Source organism: Kocuria sp. KSNUG (assembly GCF_049532735.1).
Classification (GTDB): domain Bacteria; phylum Actinomycetota; class Actinomycetes; order Actinomycetales; family Micrococcaceae; genus Kocuria; species Kocuria rhizophila.
This window is the reverse complement of the sequence record NZ_CP150981.1, coordinates 2,353,945-2,372,235: the sequence shown is the minus strand read 5'-3', so window position 1 is coordinate 2,372,235 and position 18,291 is coordinate 2,353,945. Positions and strand designations below refer to the sequence as shown.

16 protein-coding genes are annotated in these 18,291 nt (G+C 73.1%); 9 read left to right on the top strand and 7 right to left on the bottom strand.

The window, feature by feature from the left end:
- Positions 1 to 8 precede the first annotated feature (8 nt).
- The gene (locus tag AABM36_RS10320; protein WP_035885087.1) at positions 9 to 1,616 is read right to left on the bottom strand and encodes an aminopeptidase P family protein; all 1,608 of its coding nucleotides are present in this window, start codon (positions 1,614 to 1,616) and stop codon (positions 9 to 11) included.
- Between the two features lie 116 nt (positions 1,617 to 1,732).
- On the opposite strand from AABM36_RS10320, the gene AABM36_RS10315 reads away from it, so the two are divergent.
- Entirely contained in the window at positions 1,733 to 2,584 is an 852-nt protein-coding gene (locus tag AABM36_RS10315) for a PHP domain-containing protein (protein ID WP_029603143.1), read from the top strand.
- 9 nt (positions 2,585 to 2,593) lie between these two features.
- Here the strand turns inward: AABM36_RS10315 and AABM36_RS10310 are convergent, their stop codons facing one another.
- The 5 genes from AABM36_RS10310 to AABM36_RS10290 all read right to left on the bottom strand — a co-directional run bounded on the left by AABM36_RS10310 (position 2,594) and on the right by AABM36_RS10290 (position 7,838).
- The gene (locus tag AABM36_RS10310) at positions 2,594 to 3,463 is read right to left on the bottom strand and encodes a DNA-methyltransferase (RefSeq protein WP_019309461.1); all 870 of its coding nucleotides are present in this window, start codon (positions 3,461 to 3,463) and stop codon (positions 2,594 to 2,596) included.
- 5 nt (positions 3,464 to 3,468) lie between these two features.
- Complete coding sequence (locus tag AABM36_RS10305; RefSeq protein ID WP_019309460.1) at positions 3,469 to 5,136, bottom strand: DEAD/DEAH box helicase; 1,668 nt, start codon at positions 5,134 to 5,136, stop codon at positions 3,469 to 3,471.
- A 341-nt stretch (positions 5,137 to 5,477) separates the two neighbouring features.
- On the bottom strand, positions 5,478 to 5,711 hold the full coding sequence (locus tag AABM36_RS10300; RefSeq protein ID WP_019309459.1) for a DUF3107 domain-containing protein: 234 nt from the start codon (positions 5,709 to 5,711) through the stop codon (positions 5,478 to 5,480).
- A gap of 92 nt (positions 5,712 to 5,803) precedes the next feature.
- On the bottom strand, positions 5,804 to 6,517 hold the full coding sequence (locus AABM36_RS10295) for a TetR/AcrR family transcriptional regulator (RefSeq protein ID WP_019309458.1): 714 nt from the start codon (positions 6,515 to 6,517) through the stop codon (positions 5,804 to 5,806).
- A 4-nt stretch (positions 6,518 to 6,521) separates the two neighbouring features.
- Positions 6,522 to 7,838, bottom strand: a complete 1,317-nt coding sequence (locus AABM36_RS10290) for a glutamyl-tRNA reductase (protein WP_423446065.1) — start codon at positions 7,836 to 7,838, stop codon at positions 6,522 to 6,524.
- 134 nt (positions 7,839 to 7,972) lie between these two features.
- Between AABM36_RS10290 and hemE the strand changes: the two genes are divergently transcribed.
- The 8 genes from hemE to hemL all read left to right on the top strand — a co-directional run bounded on the left by hemE (position 7,973) and on the right by hemL (position 17,175).
- On the top strand, positions 7,973 to 9,163 hold the full coding sequence (gene hemE, locus AABM36_RS10285) for a uroporphyrinogen decarboxylase (protein WP_423446063.1): 1,191 nt from the start codon (positions 7,973 to 7,975) through the stop codon (positions 9,161 to 9,163).
- Positions 9,160 to 10,644 (top strand): protoporphyrinogen oxidase, encoded by a 1,485-nt coding sequence (hemG, locus tag AABM36_RS10280; protein WP_423446062.1) that lies wholly within the window; start codon positions 9,160 to 9,162, stop codon positions 10,642 to 10,644. The genes hemE and hemG overlap by 4 nt, the downstream gene beginning before the upstream one ends.
- Before the next feature lie 108 nt (positions 10,645 to 10,752).
- Positions 10,753 to 11,469 (top strand): hydrogen peroxide-dependent heme synthase, encoded by a 717-nt coding sequence (gene hemQ, locus AABM36_RS10275; protein ID WP_423446060.1) that lies wholly within the window; start codon positions 10,753 to 10,755, stop codon positions 11,467 to 11,469.
- A 1-nt stretch (position 11,470) separates the two neighbouring features.
- Positions 11,471 to 12,676 carry a ferrochelatase gene (locus AABM36_RS10270; RefSeq protein WP_423446058.1) on the top strand — a complete coding sequence of 402 codons (1,206 nt, stop codon included), beginning with the start codon at positions 11,471 to 11,473 and terminating at the stop codon, positions 12,674 to 12,676.
- A complete protein-coding gene (gene hemC / locus AABM36_RS10265) occupies positions 12,673 to 13,617 on the top strand; it encodes a hydroxymethylbilane synthase (RefSeq protein WP_423446056.1) in 945 nt (314 codons plus the stop codon). The genes AABM36_RS10270 and hemC overlap by 4 nt, the downstream gene beginning before the upstream one ends.
- Positions 13,614 to 14,768 (top strand): uroporphyrinogen-III synthase, encoded by a 1,155-nt coding sequence (locus AABM36_RS10260; RefSeq protein WP_423446054.1) that lies wholly within the window; start codon positions 13,614 to 13,616, stop codon positions 14,766 to 14,768. The genes hemC and AABM36_RS10260 overlap by 4 nt, the downstream gene beginning before the upstream one ends.
- A gap of 16 nt (positions 14,769 to 14,784) precedes the next feature.
- Complete coding sequence (hemB, locus tag AABM36_RS10255) at positions 14,785 to 15,789, top strand: porphobilinogen synthase (protein WP_423446052.1); 1,005 nt, start codon at positions 14,785 to 14,787, stop codon at positions 15,787 to 15,789.
- A gap of 66 nt (positions 15,790 to 15,855) precedes the next feature.
- Complete coding sequence (gene hemL, locus AABM36_RS10250) at positions 15,856 to 17,175, top strand: glutamate-1-semialdehyde 2,1-aminomutase (RefSeq protein ID WP_423446051.1); 1,320 nt, start codon at positions 15,856 to 15,858, stop codon at positions 17,173 to 17,175.
- Positions 17,176 to 17,416: 241 nt separating this feature from the next.
- Here the strand turns inward: hemL and AABM36_RS10245 are convergent, their stop codons facing one another.
- Complete coding sequence (locus AABM36_RS10245; RefSeq protein ID WP_423447940.1) at positions 17,417 to 18,115, bottom strand: 3'-5' exonuclease; 699 nt, start codon at positions 18,113 to 18,115, stop codon at positions 17,417 to 17,419.
- Positions 18,116 to 18,291 lie beyond the last annotated feature (176 nt).

Here is an 18,291-nt window from a genome sequence, read left to right as displayed (position 1 = left end):
GGGTCGGGTCAGGACGCCGGGCCCGCCGAGGGGCCCACGTTCTCGTCCCGGCTCCAGATGCCCTGGATCCAGGCCTCCACGTCCTCCGGGCGCCGCGGCAGGGCGGCGGAGAGGTTCTCGTTGCCCTGCTCGGTGATCAGCACGTCGTCCTCGATGCGCACACCGATCCCGCGGTACTCCTCCGGGACCGCGAGGTCCTCGTCCTTGAAGTACAGCCCGGGCTCGATGGTGAACACCATGCCCGGCTCGATCACGGCGTCCAGGTACAGCTCACGCTTGGCCTGCGCGCAGTCGTGCACGTCCAGCCCCAGGTGGTGGCTCGTGCCGTGGGGCATCCAGCGGCGGTGGTGCTGACCGGACTCGGACAGGGACACCTCCGCGGACACGGGCAGCAGCCCCCACTCGTCCAGGCGCTGGGCCAGGACCTTCATGGCGGCCGCGTGGACGTCCCGGAAACGGTTGCCCGGCACGGCCACCTCGAAGGCGGCGTCCGCGGCGTCGAGCACGGCCTGGTAGATCCGGCGCTGGACCTCGGTGTAGGTGCCGTCCACGGGCAGGGTGCGGGTGAGGTCCGCGGTGTAGAGCGAGTCCGCCTCCACGCCCGCGTCCACGAGGATCAGCTCGCCCGGCTTCACCGAGCCGTTGTTGCGGATCCAGTGCAGCACGGTGGCGTTGTTGCCGGACGCGGCGATCGTGTCGTAGCCCAGGTCGTTGCCCTCCAGGCGGGCGCGGGAGAAGAACGCACCCTCGACCACGCGCTCACCGCGCTCGCCGCCGATCGCCCGCGGCAGCACGGAGACGATGTCCTCGAAGCCGCGGATGGTGGCGTCCACCGCCACGCGCAGCTGCCCGATCTCGTACTCGTCCTTGACCAGGCGCAGCTCGCTGAGCGCCTCGGTGAGGGTGGCGTCCCTGGTGTCCGACTGCTCCAGGTCCACGCCCGTGTTGATCCGCGAGGTGTCCACGAGGGCGTCCATGTTCAGGTCCACGTCCCGCACCAGGCGGATGCTCAATCCGCCCAGGGCGGCGTTGCCGGCATCCTTGGTCACGGCCGTCTCCAGCGCGGAGAGGTCCTGCGTGGGCAGTCCGAACTCGTCCTGCAGCTGCTGGAGCGTGGGGCGGGAACCCACCCAGAACTCGCCGTTCTTGGCATCCGCGTAGAACTCGTCCGTGTCCCGCCCCGCCATGGGGTGGAAGTACAGCGTGGCCACGTGGTCGCTGCCGTCGTCCCCCTGGCCCGGCTCGGTGGGCGCCATGACCAGCACGGCCTCGGGCTCGTGGTCCACGCCCATGCCCGTGACGTGCGCGAACGCGGAGTGCGGGCGGAAGCGGTAGTCGGTGTCGTTGGAGCGCACCTTGGGGGCACCGGCCGGGATCACCAGGCGCTCACCCGGGAACAAGCGCGACAGCCGGGCACGGCGCGCGGCGGCGAACTCCGCGACCTCGGCGCGCGGCGTCGTCGTGTGCTCCGGCTGGGCCCAGCCCGAGGCCATGAACTCGCGGAACTGGTCGCTGTCCGGGCGCTGGGAGCGGTTGTCCACCCGCTCGTCCATGGGCTGCGCGGCGTCCTCGCTCGCGTGGTGGGAAACGGCGGTGTGTTCTGAGCCCTGGCTCATGGGCGCGGTCATCTCCTTCGCGGCGCGATCGCTCGCGCTCGGTGGGGTCGGGATCTGTCCCGTCCATGGTGTCACGCCGGTCAACCGCGCGGACGCCCGCGGGTATCGTGGGGGCGGTGAGAATCGACCTGCACACCCACTCGATCGCCTCGGACGGCACGGAGACCCCCGCCGACGTCGCCCGCTCGGCCCACGCGGCCGGACTCAGTGTCTTTGCGCTCACCGACCACGACACCACAGCCGGGTGGCAGGAGGCCGGGGACACCGCGGTGGGCCTGGGGGTGGCGTTCGTGCCGGGCATGGAGATCACCTGCACCACCTCGGACGGCATCTCCGTGCACATGCTGAGCTACCTGCACGACCCCACGCACCAGCCGCTCGTGGACAGGATCGAGGAGTGCCGCCGCAACCGGCTCACCCGGGCCCGGCGCATGGTGGAGCTGCTGGGGGAGGACTACGACATCACGTGGCAGGACGTCACCGCCCAGGTGGGCCCCGGCGCCACGGTGGGCCGCCCGCACATCGCGGACGCGCTCGTGGCGCTGGGCGTGGTTCCCACCCGCTCGGACGCGTTCTCGGACCTGCTGTCCGGGCGCTCCAAGTACTACGTGCGCCACGACGCCCTGGACCCCGTGGAGGCCATCAAGCTCGTGCGCGCGGCAGGCGGGGTTCCGGTCTGCGCGCACCCCATGGCACCGCTGCGGGGCCGTGTGGCCAGTGCCGCGGACTTCGGGGCCATGATCGACGCCGGGCTGGGCGGGCTGGAAGTGGCCCACCGGGACAACCCGGACGAGTCCCGCGCGATCCTCATGACCATGGCCGCCGAGCACGACCTGATCGTGACCGGCTCCAGCGACTACCACGGGGAGGGCAAACCCAACCGGCTGGGGGAGAACTCCACGTCCGCGCGGTCACTGACCCGGATCTGCGAGCAGGCCACCTCCGGCGTGGAGGTGCGCTGGCCCTGAGCCGGGTGCTCAGACGGTGCGCACGGGCACGTCCGGCAGACGCAGCCGCATGACCTCCACGGCCTCGGGATTGCTGTCCACGCACACGAACCGGCGGCCCAGCTCGGCGCTGACCGCTCCCGTGGTGCCCGAGCCCGCGAAGAAGTCCAGCACCCAGTCCCCGGGCCGCGAGGACGCGGTGACGATCCGCCGCAGCACGCCCGCGGGCTTCTGGGTGGGGTAGCCGGTCTTCTCCCGCCCGGTGGGGGAGACGATGGTGTGCCACCACACGTCCGTGGGCAGCTTCCCGCGCGCCGCCTTCTCCGGTCCCACCAGCCCCGGGGCCATGTACGGTTCCCGGTCCACGTCCTGCGAGTTGAAGTGGTACGCGGTGGGGTCCTTCACGTACACCAGGATGGTGTCGTGCTTGGCGGGCCAGCGCCGGGTGGTGCGCCCGCCGAAGTCGTAGGCCCAGACGATCTCGTTGAGGAAGCACTCGCGGCCGAACATGGCGTCCAGCAGCACCTTGACGTAGTGCACCTCGCGGTAGTCCAGGTGCACGTACAGGGTGCCGTGGCGGGCCAGCACGCGCCGGGCGTGCGCCAGCCGGGGCTCCAGGAACCCCAGGTAGTCCGCGAACGAGTCCTCGTAGCGGCGCAACGAGCCCATGATCGTCTCGTAGGATCGCCCCGCGAACCCCACCCGGTCCCCCTCGCCGTGGGCCACGGGAACCGAGCGGGTGGTGCGGCGCACCTGGTCCCTGCCCGTGTTGAACGGCGGGTCCAGGTACACCAGGGAGAACGCCTCGTCCGGCAGGGACTCCAGGACGGTGAGGTTCTCACCGTGCACGATGGCGCTGGTGCCCTCCGGGTCGAACACGAAGGGCTCCGGCACGCCCACCGCCCCTACTCTCCCGCGGCGGGGGACTGCTGGCCGTTCTGCCCGCTGCCGCCCTTGTTCTGCCCCGAGGGACGACGACGCCGCCTGCGCCGCTTGGCGCCGCCCTCACCCGAGGTCTCCACGGACTTCTCACGCGGGGCGTGCGCGGTCTTCTCGCGGCCGTTCTCCCGGCTCTCGGAGGACTGCCCCGAGCGCTCGCGGGAGCCGGAACCACCGGAACGGCGGCCGTCGGAGCCCGAGGCCCCCGAGCGGCGTCGTCCGCCGGAGTTGTTGCGGGACCCGCCCGAGGATCGCTTGTCGTCGCGGCGGGGACGGGCGTCCCCGAGGTCCTCCATCTCCTCGGCGTCCAGGCCCTCGAGCGTGCGCTGGGCCCTGGGCAGCTTGCCCTTGGCGGTGCGCGGGATGTTGAGGTCCGAGTACAGGTGGTCGGAGGAGGAGTAGGTCTCCACGGGCTCGGGGATGCCGAGCTCCAGGGCCTTGTCGATCAGGCGCCAGCGCGGGACGTCGTCCCAGTCCACGAACGTGATGGCGGTGCCCTTGTTGCCCGCGCGGCCGGTGCGCCCGGTGCGGTGCAGGTAGGTCTTCTCGTCCTCGGGGCACTGGAAGTTGATCACGTGGGTGACGTCCTCCACGTCGATGCCGCGGGCCGCGACGTCCGTGGCCACGAGCACGTCCACCTTGGAGTTGCGGAACGCGCGCAGCGCCTGCTCGCGCGCGCCCTGGCCGAGGTCGCCGTGCAGGGGAGCGGCCGCGAAGCCGCGGTGGATCAGCTCGTCCGCGAGCTTGGCGGCCGCGCGCTTGGTGCGCGTGAAGATGATGCTGCGCCCGCGGCCCTCGGCCTGCAGGATGCGCGCGACCACCTCGTCCTTGTCCAGGTGGTGGGCGCGGTAGATGACCTGGCGGATGTCCTTCTTGGTGGTGCCCTCGTCCGGGGCCGCCGCGCGGATGTGCATGGGCCGGGTCATGTAGCGCCGGGCCATCGCGACCACGGGGCCAGGCATGGTGGCGGAGAACAGCATGGTCTGGCGCACGGCCGGAACCGTGGAGAGCAGCTTCTCCACGTCCGGGAGGAAGCCCAGGTCCAGCATCTCGTCCGCCTCGTCCAGCACGACCATGCGCACGTGGCTCAGGTCCAGGAAGTGCTGGCGGTTGAGGTCGATCAGGCGCCCGGGGGTGCCCACCACGACCTCCACGCCCTTCTCGAGCTCGGCGATCTGGGACTCGTACGGGCGTCCGCCGTAGATGGTGGCCACACGCGCGTTGCGGGTCTTGGCGGCGATCGAGAGGTCGCTGCCCACCTGCACCGCGAGCTCACGCGTGGGGACCACGATCAGGGCCTGCGGGGCGCCCGGCTTCTTGAGCTGCGCCCAGCCCTCGTCGTCCCGGCCCACGGCGCGCTGCAGCGCGGGGATGCCGAAGCCCAGGGTCTTGCCGGTGCCGGTCTTGGCCTGGCCGATGATGTCCTGCCCGGACAGGGCGATCGGCAGAGTCATGGCCTGGATGGGGAACGGGGAGGTGATGCCGTGGGCCGCGAGGGCGTCCACGATGTCCTGGCGGACCCCGAAGTCCGCGAACGAGGACTCCTCCACCGGCTCGGCGGTCTCGATGGCCTGCGCGCCAGATTCGTCGAGCTCCGGGGCGTCCTGCTCGGGTGTTGCGGTGATGTCTGTCAAAACGGTCCTTCACGGGTGTCGGCGCGGGGCACCGTCACCGGCGCCCGTGCCGGGATCGCCGCGGTGGGGCGCTCTCGACGCGGGCCGGGGGCCACCGCGCGGGTGTGAGGAAGCCGATCGTGGAACGTACCCACCCGGGCGCTCATCGGAACGGTGCACGACCATCCGGGCGCGGTGCCGGAGCGGGTGAAGACTGAACGTGACGGTGTCCTGGGACGACCGGTCATCCTGCTGAAACACCCCCAGTGTACCCGCAAACGCACCGACGCCCCCGGGCGTGTGCTCCGGGGACGTCGGCGCGGGTGGGCGGGAGTGCCGGTGGCGGTCCCGCCCAGAGGGGCTCAGCCCAGCGGCAGGGGAGTGAAGCCGACCTTGCGCTTGGTCTCCTGCCCGGTCTCCACGTAGCCGATGCTCGCGGCCGGAACCACGGCCGTGCCGCCCTTGGAGTCCTGCAGCACGAGGGGAGCGCCGGAGCTCAGTGCCTCGGCCACCTTGGCCTGCACCTCGTCGGCGGTCATCTCGGCGTGGACCACGAGCTCACGGGCCACGTTCTGGATGCCGATCTTGATTTCCATGGGTACCTCCTGCGGGGGTGGTCTCCCCGCGGTGCTCGCGGGTCGAACGCTGTGCGGCGGACCGGTCGCGCGGGGTGTCCGCGTCCGGCGGGTCAGTCCTGGTCGTCGCCGCTCAGTCTAGGAGCCGCCTCCGCGTGCTCCTCGTTGAGGGACTTGATTCCGCCCCAGGCTAAACGGAACAGCCGGTCCTGGACCTCCTCGCGCGTGCCGGCCTCGGGGTGCCGGGTCCAGAAGACCGCGGAGGTCTCCACCAGGTGCACCAGACCCCGGGACAGCAGCATGGCCTGGGCCGGGGGCGCGCCGGTCCGCGGACCGAGGAACGCCGCCACGGTCTGGGCGACCTCCTGGTAGAACTCGTCCAGCTGCGCGGCGACCTCGGGGAAGGACATCAGGTCCGCGCTGAACACCAGGCGGTGGGCCTGGGGGCACGAGTGCACGAACTCGAAGTGCGTGTCGATCACGTTGCGCACCTGCGCGCGGTTGGAGTCCGCGGTGGCCAGGGAGTCGCCGATGCGCTGCGAGAGATCCGCGAGCGTGTGCTCGACAAGGGCGAGGAACAGCTCCCGCTTCCCCGGGAAGTGCTGGTACAGCACGGGTTTGGACACACCGGCCGCGGCCGCGATCTCGTCCATGGACGTGGCGTGGTAGCCGCCGTCGGAGAACACCCGCAGTGCCGTGTCCAGCAGCTGCTCGCGGCGCTGGTCCCGACTCATGCGCCGGGCGCGGACGTGAGCGGGGCGCGCGGGAGCGCCGGCGGCGTCGGAAGCTGTCACGTGGCCCTCCTCCGAGGACGAGCGGTCGGACATGGTCTCAGCCGACCGCGCGCGGGCGCGGGGCGTCCGAGGGGGACTGTTCGGCGGGAGGCTCCTGCGCGGCGTCGGAGGCCTCCGGAACGGCGACCTCCAGGCCGTAGAGAGCCTCCAGGCCGGTGATGTACTCGTCCGCGCGGCCCTCCGCCGCGAGCTGGCGGGCCCGGACCGTGGGGGTGTGCAGCAGCGAACGGACCATCCGGCGCATGGCCATTTCGATCTGCTCCTCGGCGCCGGTGCAGCCGTGGTGGGCGCGGACCTTGTCCAGCTCGGAGTCCAGCACCGCCATGGTGTGCTTGCGCAGGGCCACGATCGCCTGGTCCATGCTGCGCGCGTTCTGGGCCGTCTCGAACCCGCGGGCGGCGCGCTCCACGATCTCGCGCGCGGCGCTCACGGACTCACTGGTTTCCTCGGGCGCGGCCACGCGCACGGACTCCAGGGTGATCAGCTCCACGCCCGGCAGGTCCGCCACGGCGGGGTCGAAGTCTCGGGCCAGCGCGAGGTCCACCACGGTGCGAGGCCCGTCCGGGAAGGCGGCCGCGGGCATGGGAGCGGAGCCGCCGGAGCACCCGATGATCACGTCCGCCCGGCGCAGGGCCGCAGGAAGGCCCGCGTCCGTCACGGGGGAGCCTCCGCGCTGGTCCGTGAACTGCTCGGCACGTCCGGACCCGGAGTAGACCTCGATGTCCGCGCACCCGCGGTCCCGCAGGGCGGCCATGGTGGCGCCCGCGTACGCGCCGGTGCCGAACACCAGGGCGTGGCGTCCTGGCCAGTCGCCCGGGGTGACGTCGTCCGCGAGGTCCAGTGCCACCGACACGATGGAGCGCCCGCGTTCGCCGAGCCCCGTGCGGGCGCCCACCTCGCGGGCGGTGCGGGCCGCGGCCTCGAACAGCTGCACGAGGTGACCCGAGGCGGTGCCCGACTGGCGGGCCTGGGTGAGGGCCCGGCGGACCTGGCCCGTGATCTCGCGCTCGCCCACCACGGCGGACTCCAGCCCGGAGACCACGGTGAACAGGTGACGGGCAACCTCGGGACCCTGGTACGCGTCCATGGTCTCGAGCACGAACCGCTCGTCCAGGCCGGCGCGCTCCGCGATCCGCTCCGCGAGCTCCTGCTGGGCGCGGGCCACGTGGCGCGGGTCGTGCTCGGACAGCTCACCGTAGAGCTCGAGCCGGTTGCACGTGGAGAGGGTGATGGCTCCCGCCAGCGCACCGCGGGACACGGCGTCCTCGGCCACGCCGAGGGCCCCGGTGCTCAACCTGGCCACAGTGTTGAGGTCAACGGTGCGGTGCGATGCGACAAGACAGAAAAGAACCACAATCCCGCCATCCTAGACGAAGTCGTTCTGCTCCGCCCAGCATAGCCACCGGCGCACGGCACGGTTCCGGTCCCGCCCGCGCGGACGGATCGTCACCAAAACGCGTCGGACTCCTTTGGCATGATGGGACCATCATGGCTTCCCAGAACGCGCGCACCCCCGAGACCTTCGAACCCCGTCCGGCAGGGTCCGCCGCCACGGCGGACGAGGCGGCCCGACCGGACCTGGATCCCCAGGCCGAGGCCGCCGCGTGGCAGCGCCGCCTCGCCGCCCTGCCCGAAGCCCACCCGCTGCGCGTCGGCACCTCCGAGTCGCCGCTCGTGCGCACGCTGCGCGGACTGCCCTCGGAGCACCGCCCCGTGTGGTTCATGCGCCAGGCCGGCCGCTCCCTGCCCGAGTACCGGGCGGCCCGGGAGGGCACCGGGATGCTGGAGGCGTGTCTGACCCCGGCGCTCGCCGCGGAGATCACGCTGCAGCCGGTGCGCCGCCACGGCGTGGACGCCGCCATCTTCTTCTCCGACATCGTGGTGCCCATGAAGCTCGCGGGCGTGGGAGTGGACATCGTGGCCGGACGCGGACCGGTGCTGGAGCACCCCGTGCGCTCCGCCGCGGACGTCGCCGCTCTGCCCGAGCTCCCCGACTCCGCCCTGGACCCCATCCGTGAGGCCGTGCAGCGCACGGTCGCGGAGCTGGGGGACACGCCACTCATCGGCTTCGCCGGGGCACCGTTCACCATTGCCGCCTACGCGGTGGAGGGCGGTCCCTCCCGTGACCACCTGCGTCCGCGCACCATGATGCACGCTGACCCGGCGTCCTGGGACGCTCTCGCCCAGTGGGCCGCACGCACCTCCGGCGCTTTCCTCCGGGCTCAGGTCGAGGCGGGGGCGTCCGCCGTGCAGCTCTTCGACTCCTGGGCGGGCTCGCTGTCGCTCGGGGACTACGAGGCCCACGTGCAGCGCCACTCCGCGGACGCGCTGGGCGCGGTGGCGGACCTCGGGGTGCCCCGCATCCACTTCGGCACGGGCACGGGGGAGCTGCTCGCAGCCATGCGGGACGCCGGTGCGGACGCCGTGGGAGTGGACTACCGCATCCCGCTGGACGTGGCCTCGAGCCGTCTCGGCGGGCGTACCGTGGTGCAGGGCAACATCGATCCCGCTCTGCTCTGCGCGCCGCAGGATGTGCTCCACGAGCACGCCCGAGACGTCCTGCGTCGGGGCGAGAGCGCTCCGGGCCACGTGGTCAACCTGGGCCACGGCGTCCCGCCGGACACGGACCCGGACGTGCTGAGCGACCTGGTGACTTTCATCCACAAGGAGACCCGGTGACATCCTCCCCCCGCGACACACGGCCGTCCTCCTCCCGGCGTCCCCGCACCGCGCTGGTGGTGGGCGGGGGAGTGGCTGGTCTCACGGCGGCGCGGGACCTGGCCGCCGCCGGGCTGCGCGTCACGCTCGTGGAGGCCTCGGACCACTTCGGAGGCGCCGTGGGCGCCCACGAGGTCGCGGGGCTCGTGCTGGACTCCGGCGCGGAGTCCTTCGCGACCCGCTCCGCGGCCGTGCCCGAGCTGATGTCGGAGCTCGGGCTCTCGGAGCGGATGGTCACCCCCCATCCCGCGGGTTCCTGGCTGCAGCTGCCCGAGGGTGCGGTCCCGGCACCGCGTTCCGGGGTGCTCGGGATCCCCGCCGATCCCACCGCACCGGAGCTGCGCGAGGCCCTGGGCCGCTCCGGGGTGTCCCGCGCGCGGATGGACAAGGTGCTTCCCTCCCGCATGGGTGCGGGTGAGCGCACCGTGGGCGCCCTGGTGCGGGCCCGCATGGGCCAGCGCGTGGTGGACCGGCTCGTGGCACCGTTCGTCTCCGGCGTCTACTCCACCCACCCCGACCAGCTGGACGTGGACGCCGTGGCCCCCGGTCTGCGCGCGCGCATGCGGGAGCTCGGGAGCCTGGGTGCCGCCGCGGGCGCCCTGCGCGAGGCGAGCCCCGCGGGGGCGAACGTGGCCGGGATCGACGGCGGGATGAACCTGCTGAGCGAACGGCTCGTGGACGACGCCGAGCGGCTGGGCGTCAAGCTCGTGACCCGCTACGACGTGATCGCCCTGGACCGCGATCCCCGCCGACCGGGGTGGATGGTCATCCAGCGCCAGCCCACGGACGGGGACAAGACCGCGGTGGCCCGCGGGGAGCTGCTCGTGCTGGCCGCGGACGGCCCCACGTCCGTGCGGCTCATGGGCTCGCACGTGCCGGACGCGCAGAACTTCACGCCGCGCTCCGGTCCGCGGATCGCGCTCGCGACGCTGGTGCTGGACTGCCCCGCGCTGGACGACGCGCCGCGCGGCACGGGTGTGCTCGTGAGCGACGACGTCCGCGAGGTCCGCGCCAAGGCCCTCACCCACTCGAGCGCCAAGTGGGCGTGGGTGGCACGGGAGGCCGGGGAGCACCGCCACGTGGTGCGGCTCTCCTACGGACGCACTGCCCCCAAGGGCACCGGCGCCTCGCCGGAGGTCGCCCTCGAGGACCGGCACCTGATCTCGCTGGCCCTCGGGGACGCGAGCACGCTGCTGGGCGTGCCCATCGAGCCCGCCCAGCTGGTGGGCGCGGACGTGGTCCGCTGGCACGCGGCACTGCCCCGCACCGACGCGGGGCACAGCGTCCGGGCCGCGGGCTTCCGCCGCGCGCTGAAGGACGTCCCGGACGCGGTGGCGGTCGGCGCGTGGCTGTCGGGGACGGGGCTCGCAGCGGTGGTCACGGACACGCGGCAACAGGTCAGGAACCTGCTCGCCCGCCACGGGTACGACGTCGCCACGTGACGTCGCCCACGGGAGCGGCACGGGCGGCGTCGTGGACGCCGTCGCCGGTGACCGGGACCCGCGCGGGTGCAGCGAAGAAGAAGAGAAGACGGCGAGAGGAAGTGCACGATGAGTGAGCACGGAGCAGCAGACGCACAGGGCGCCGCGGGAGAGGGCGGCGAGACCCTGTACTGGGCCGCCTACACGGTGCTGGAGCGCACGGAGCAGCGGCCGCAGGACGCCGACTCGGCGGCCAACCGGGAGGCGTTCGAGGCCCTCGTGGCGGACCTCGAGCAGCGGGACGTGACCGTACGGGGCGTGTACGACGTCTCCGGCATGCGGGAGGGCGCGGACCTCATGGTGTGGCTCACCGGCAAGGAGCCGGAGGTGCTGCAGGCCGCGATCCGCGAGCTGCGCCGCCAGCCCCTGCTGGCGGGGACCCGGCAGTCCTGGAACGCCATGGGCGTGCACCGCGAGGCGGAGTTCACGTCCAACCACTCGCCCGCGTTCGCGCGCGGGGCGGAGGCCGGTGCATGGGTGTGCGTGTACCCGTTCGTGCGCTCCTACGAGTGGTACTACATGAACCCCCAGCGCCGTGGGGAGATGCTCAAGAACCACGGCATGAAGGCCCGCGAGTACCCGCAGGTGCTCGCCAACACCATCGCGTGCTTCGGGCTCAACGACTTCGAGTGGCTGCTGGCACTGGAGGCCCCGGAGCTCGTGGACCTGGTGGACATCATGCGCCACTTCCGCAACACCGAGGCACGCCTGCACGTGCGCGAGGAGACCCCGTTCTACACGGGGCGCCGGATCACCACCCACGAGATCGCCGAGGTGCTCGACTGAGATGACTGACACCCGAGAGACCAATGCCCTGAGTGCGGAGCGCGCCAACGCGCCGCACAGCTTCGACGCCCTGATCCTCTCCTCCTTCGGCGGGCCGGAGGGCCAGGAGGACGTGATCCCGTTCCTGCGCAACGTCACGCGCGGTCGCGGCATCCCGGACGAGCGGCTCGAGGAGGTGGCCACCCACTACCGTGCCAACGGCGGCGTGAGCCCCATCAACGCCCAGAACCGGGCGCTGCGCGATGCGCTCGAGGCCGAGCTGCGGCGTCGTGGGGTGGAGCTGCCCGTGCTGCTGGCCAACCGCAACTGGGATCCGTACGTGGCGGACGTGCTGCGTGAGAGCCACGAGCGCGGCTACCGGGACCTGCTGGTGCTGGCCACCAGCGCGTACTCCGGATACTCCAGCTGCCGCCAGTACCGCGAGGACTACGGCGTGGGCCTGGAGGAGACGGGGCTGCAGGACGAGCTGCACGTGGAGAAGATCCGGCAGTACTACGACTCCGAGGGCTTCCTGCGCCCGTACGCCACCAAGCTGCGGAACTCGCTGCTCGCCCTGCGCGAGCGCACCGATGGCCCCGTGCGCGTGCTGTTCACCACCCACTCCGTGCCCATGACGGACGCCAACGCGGCCGGCTCCCAGCGGATGAGCTTCGAGGGGAACTCCGCCTACGTGGCGCAGCACCTCGCGGCCGCACGCTGGATCATGGAGCAGGTGGGCGAGCCCATGAACGGGGTGGAGTGGGAGCTCGTGTACCAGTCCCGCTCCGGGCCCCCGCAGGTGCCGTGGCTCGAGCCGGACATCTGCGACGTCATCGAGAAGCTGCCCGGCAAGGGCGTCACCGGTGTGGCCGTGGTGCCCCTGGGCTTCGTCTCGGACCACATGGAGGTGCTGTGGGACCTCGACACCGAGGCCCGTGACGCCGCCGCCGAGGCCGGTCTGGAGTTCGAGCGCATCCCCACCGCCGGCACCGATCCCGAGTTCGTGGCCGCGCTCGCGGACCTCGTGGAGCAGCGGCTGGGCACGCCCACCGCGCCCCCGCGGGTCTCCGCGTGCGCCCAGGGCACGTGGTTCGACACGTGCGCCCCGGACTGCTGCGTGAAGGTGCTGCGCGGCCAGAGTGAACCCCGCCCCACGATCGCCCAGCGGCCCGTCGGCGAGCCCATTCCCGTGGGCCTCGACGAGAACGGCGAGGTGATCCACCGGTGAGTGGAGCCGTGTTCAGGGTGGGCACGCGCGGTTCGCAGCTGGCCATGACCCAGAGCCGGTGGGCGGCCGAGGCCGTCTCCCGTGCCGGGGGCATCGACCACGAGCTCCTCACGGTGCGCACCGAGGGGGACGTCCTCACGGGGCCGCTGTCCCAGATGGGCGGCACCGGGGTGTTCGCCACCGCCCTGCGGGCACAGGTGCTCGACGGGCGGGTGGACCTCGCGGTGCACTCGCTCAAGGACCTGCCCACGGCCCCCGTGGAGGGGCTGCGGATCGTGGCCCTGCCCGAGCGTGAGGACCCGCGGGACGCCCTGTGCGCCCGGGACGGCCTCACGCTGGCCGAGCTGCCCGAGGGTGCGGCCGTGGGCACGGGCTCGCCCCGCCGCGTGGCCCAGCTGCGGGCCCTGCGTCCGGACCTGCGCATCGTGGACATCCGCGGCAACGTGGGCACCCGCCTGAACCGTGTGGCGCCCGCGGACCCCGGGGACCTCGATGCCGTGGTGCTCGCGGCCTCCGGCCTCAAGCGGCTGGGCCTCGAGGGCAGCATCACCGAGTACCTGGACCCGCACATGATGCTGCCCGCGCCCGGCCAGGGCGCGCTCGCGCTCGAGGTCCGAGCGCAGCTGGACCCCGCCGGTGCGCTCATGCGGGGTCTCGAGGCCGTGGACCACCTGCCCACCCGCCTCGCGGTCACCGCTGAGCGGGCCGTGCTCGCTCAGCTCGAAGCCGGCTGCGCCGCACCCGTGGGAACGTTCGCCCGCGTGGCCGGTGACGTCCTGGAGCTCGACGTGGTCGTGGCCAACCCGGACGGTTCCGAGGTGATGCGCCGCAGCGAGTCCGTGCCCGTGCCGTCCGTCCAGGAGGCCGAGGCCTTCGGGCGCCGGATCGCGGACGACCTGCTCTCCCAGGGCGCCGACCGGTTGGCCCGGCTGAGCCTGTGACCACACGACGCGTGCTCGTGACCCGCGATCCCGCCGCCGCGCGCCCTCTGGCCGCGCTGCTGCGGGACCGCGGGTACGAGCCGTGCACCGCCCGGCTGCTGGAGGCCGCGCTGCCCCCCGACACCGAGCCCCTGCGCGAGATGCTGCGCGAGGCGGCTAGACCCACCGTGCCCACGTGGCTGTGCCTGACCTCCGCCACCGCGGTCCACGCCCTCGCGGCGGTCGCGGACAGTGCCGACTGGGGTGCCCGGCTCGACGCCGCCCGCTCGCCCGGTGCCGCCGCCCGTCCTGCCGGGGTCTCCGCCTCCGGCGCCGCACGGATCGGGGGACCGGAGACGGGTGCCGCCACCGCGTCTTCCCCCGCACCCGGGACCACTGCCCCGGCGTGTGCCACGGACGACGCCGCCCGGCCCGCCCCGCTGCGGATCGCCGCCGTGGGTGCCGCGACCGCGCGGGCCCTCGCCGAGCACGGTGTGGGCGTGGACTTCGTGCCCGCCGAGACCTCCAGCGCCGCGGGCATGCTCGCGGAGTGGCCGGAAACCCTCGACGTGCGGGGCACGACGTCCGCCGCACACCGCTCCGGCGGTCAGGACGCGACGGAGACGGACCCCCGATCGTCCGGTGCCGGCACCCGCGGGGTCGCCAGCGGCACCGAGCACAGCGGTTCCACCGCGGGTGCCGGGTCGCCGGGTGACGCCCCCCGAGCCCTCCTGCCCGTGTCCGCGCTGGCCTCCACCACGCTCGAGGACGGCCTGCGGGCCACGGGGTACCGTGTCTGCCGGGTCCGCGCCTACGACATGGTGCCCGCACCCGCCCCCCGGCCGCTGAGCACTCTCGTGCCGGAGCCGGACGACGCCCCGGAACTCGACCGTGCGGCCGCCCGGGCAGCATGCGCCTGCGGTGAGCTGGCGGCGGTGGTGGTCACGGCGCCGTCGCGGGCGGCGGAACTGCTGGACGGCAACCGGGCGGCGGAGGACACCGCGTGGATCGCGATCGGTGAGCCCACCGCCCGTGCGCTGCGCGACCGCGGCCTGAGCCCTGTGACCGCCGCGCATCCCGGGCCCGAGGCGCTCGCCGAGGCGGTGGAGCACGCCCTCGCAGACCGCCGAAGTGCTCCCAGAACGACTTCTCATGACGCAACGATTCGATGAACCAGGAGATCTGCAGATGAACGACGACGTGTCGTACGACATCGTGTCCCGCCCCCGGCGCCTTCGCACCACCCCGGCCATGCGCCGGTTCGTGGCCGAGACCCGGCTGGACGCCTCCGACCTGATCCTGCCGGTGTTCGTCAAGGAGAAGATCACCGAGCCCCAGCCCCTGTCCTCGATGCCCGGCGTGGTGCAGCACAGCATGGACTCGCTCAGGCGCGCCGCCGCGGAGGCCGTGGAGCTCGGTCTGGGCGGCTTCATGATCTTCGGTGTGCCCGAGACCCGGGACGCCGAGGGCTCTGCGGCCCTGGACCCGGACGGGATCCTCAACCGCGGCATCCGTGCGGTGCGCGAGGAGGTGGGGGACGGCGTCGTCGTGATGGCGGACCTGTGCCTGGACGAGTTCACGGACCACGGCCACTGCGGTGTGCTGGACGCCCAGGGCCGTGTGGACAACGATCGCACCCTGGAGATCTACGGCCGGATGGCCGTGGCCCAGGCCGAGGCCGGGGCGCACATGCTGGGCCCGTCCGGGATGATGGACGGGCAGGTGGGGGTGATCCGCGCCGCGCTGGACGCCGCGGGCCGCGAGGACGTGTCCGTGCTCGCGTACACCGCCAAGTACTCCTCGGCGTTCTACGGCCCGTTCCGCGAGGCCGTGGACTCCACGCTCACCGGGGACCGCAAGACCTACCAGATGGACCCCGCGAACCGGCGTGAGGCGCTGCTCGAGCTGCAGACGGACCTCGCCGAGGGGGCGGACATGGTCATGGTCAAGCCCGCCATGAGCTACCTGGACATCCTGCGCGAGGTCGCGGACGCCTCCCCGGTTCCGGTGTCCGCGTACCAGATCTCGGGGGAGTACGCGATGATCGAGGCCGCGTCCGCCAACGGGTGGATCGACCGCGAGGCCGCGATCCGCGAGTCCGTGCTGTCCATCAAGCGCGCCGGGGCCGACTCGATCCTGACCTACTACGCCGCTGAACTCGCCCGCCGCCTCCGCCAGGAGAACGGCCGGTAACTGCCCACCCGCCGCGCCCGCGCGGTGCCCGGGACACGGTCCCGGCGAAAGGAATGACGTGATCTCATGAGTGTTTCCCAGGAACTGTTCGACCGTGCCCGCCGCGTGATGCCCGGGGGTGTGAACTCGCCCGTGCGCGCGTTCAACTCCGTGGGCGGCACCCCGCCGTTCATCGCGGCCGCCAAGGGCCCGTACCTCACGGACGTGGACGGCCGCGAGTACGTGGACCTCGTGTGCTCGTGGGGCCCCGCCCTGATCGGGCACGCGCACCCCGTGGTCACCGAGGCCGTGCACGAGGCCGTGGAGCGCGGCCTGGGCTTCGGCGCCACCACGCGCGGCGAGACCGAGCTCGCGGAGCTCGTGGTGGACCGTGTGGCACCGCTCGAGGAGATCCGCATGGTCTCCACGGGCACCGAGGCCACCATGACCTCCCTGCGGCTCGCGCGCGGCTTCACCGGCCGTGACCTCGTGGTGAAGTTCGCCGGCTGCTACCACGGCCACGTGGACTCGCTGCTGTCCGAGGCCGGGTCCGGGCTCGCCACCCTCGCGCTGCCGGGCTCCGCGGGCGTCACCGAGGCGACCGCCGCGCAGACCCTGGTGCTGCCCTACAACGACGTCGCCGCGCTCGAGACCGCGTTCGCCGAGCACCCCGGCCAGATCGCCGCCGTGATCACCGAGTCCGCACCGTGCAACATGGGCGTGGTGACCCCCGAGGACGGCTTCAACGCCGCGATCCGCCGCATCACGCAGGCGGACGGCGCGCTCATGATCCTGGACGAGGTGCTCACCGGTTTCCGCGTCCATGAGGCCGGGTACTGGGGTCTGAGCAACGCCGCGGGCGAGAGCTGGGCGCCGGACCTCTTCACGTTCGGCAAGGTCATCGGCGGCGGGCTGCCCACGGCTGCCCTCGGCGGCCGTCGGGACATCATGGAGCACCTGGCTCCCACCGGTCCCGTGTACCAGGCGGGAACCCTGTCCGGGAACCCGGTGGCGATGGCCGCCGGTCTCGCCACGCTCAAGTGCGCGGACGCGGTGGCCTACCAGACCATCGACCGCCGCTCCGAGCAGCTGCGCGCCGGACTGCGCGAGGCCCTCGACGCCGCCGGGGTGGACTACTCCATCCAGGAGGCGGGCAACCTGTTCTCGGTCGCCTTCGGCACCCGGGCCACGGGCGTGCACGACTACGCGGACGCCAAGGGCCAGGAGGCCTTCCGGTACACCCCGTTCTTCCACGCCATGCTGGACGCCGGCGTCTACCTGCCGCCCTCGGTGTTCGAGGCGTGGTTCCTCTCCGCGGCGCACGACGACTCGGCGATGGACCGGATCCTCTCGGCGCTGCCGGCCGCCGCCCAGGCCGCCGCGGAGGCCCAGCCCCCGCAGGTCTGACCCGCCGTCGCGGTTCCCGCCCCGTTCCCAGTGGCAGGACCCGCAATTGCACGACCACGACGGCGCGGCACCCTCGCAGGGGTGTCGCGCCGTCGCGCTGTCGTCCCCACGCGGGACTCCCCACGGACGGAGGCTGTGCCCGCGGGGGCGGAGCTCCGTGCCAGGGCGACCCTGCGGCGTCGTCCTGGGCGGGGCATGCTGCCCGGCATGACGCTCCGCGGCCGGCCGCGGGCGGGAACGGCTACGGGCGTGGGTGGACGGGCCACGTGCCGTCCACGACCGCGGCGGGGTCCTTGCGGCGGAAGTACTCCTGCAGGGACGCGGCCTGTTCGGCGGCCCACCCGATCTGCGCCTCGTGCAGCGCGGTGGCGGGCTGCCGGAGTTCCGCGAAGCGCTCGGCCAGGGCTGCGGCGAGCCGCTCGGTGGCCAGGGCGTCCGCTGCGGAGGTGTGGGCGGCGTCGAGCACCACGCCGTACTCCTCGCACAGTGAGCCCAGGGTGCGCTTGCCGCGCCGGTAGCGGTGCACCTGCTTGTTGAGCACGAACGGGTCCAGCACGGGGAACGGCTCGGGGGCGGGCAGGCCGTGGCGCTCGGCCTCGCGCGTGAGCACCGTGAGGTCGTACGCGGCGTTGAACGCCAGCACGGGGACCCCGGTACGCCAGAACCCGGCCAGGACCTCGCCCAGCTCGGCCGTGACCTCGGCCGCCGGGCGGCCCTCCGCGCGAGCCCGTTCCGTGCTGACCCCGTGGACGGCCGCGGCCTCCTCCGGGATCTCGATGCCCGGATCGGCGAGCCACTCCCACTCCTGCTGAACCTCTCCCGCGGGGGAGACCAGCACCACGGAGGCCGTCACGATGCGCGCCTCCTGGGGGTCGCGCCCGGTGGTCTCCAGGTCGAAGCACACGCGGGGGCCCTGGTGCCACGGGGCGTCGGGCGCCACGACGCCGCCCGCGGCGGCACCGTTCGTGACCTCGCCGGTCGTGGCCCCGCCGTTCGCGGAGCCCGGCACTTGGGCCCCGGTGGGAGAGGCGTCAGGAACGGTCCGCCGCGGAGCCGGTGCCGCTCGCGTCACGGTCTCCGAGGACGTGGGCGTCTCCGAGGATGCGGGGGCCGCAC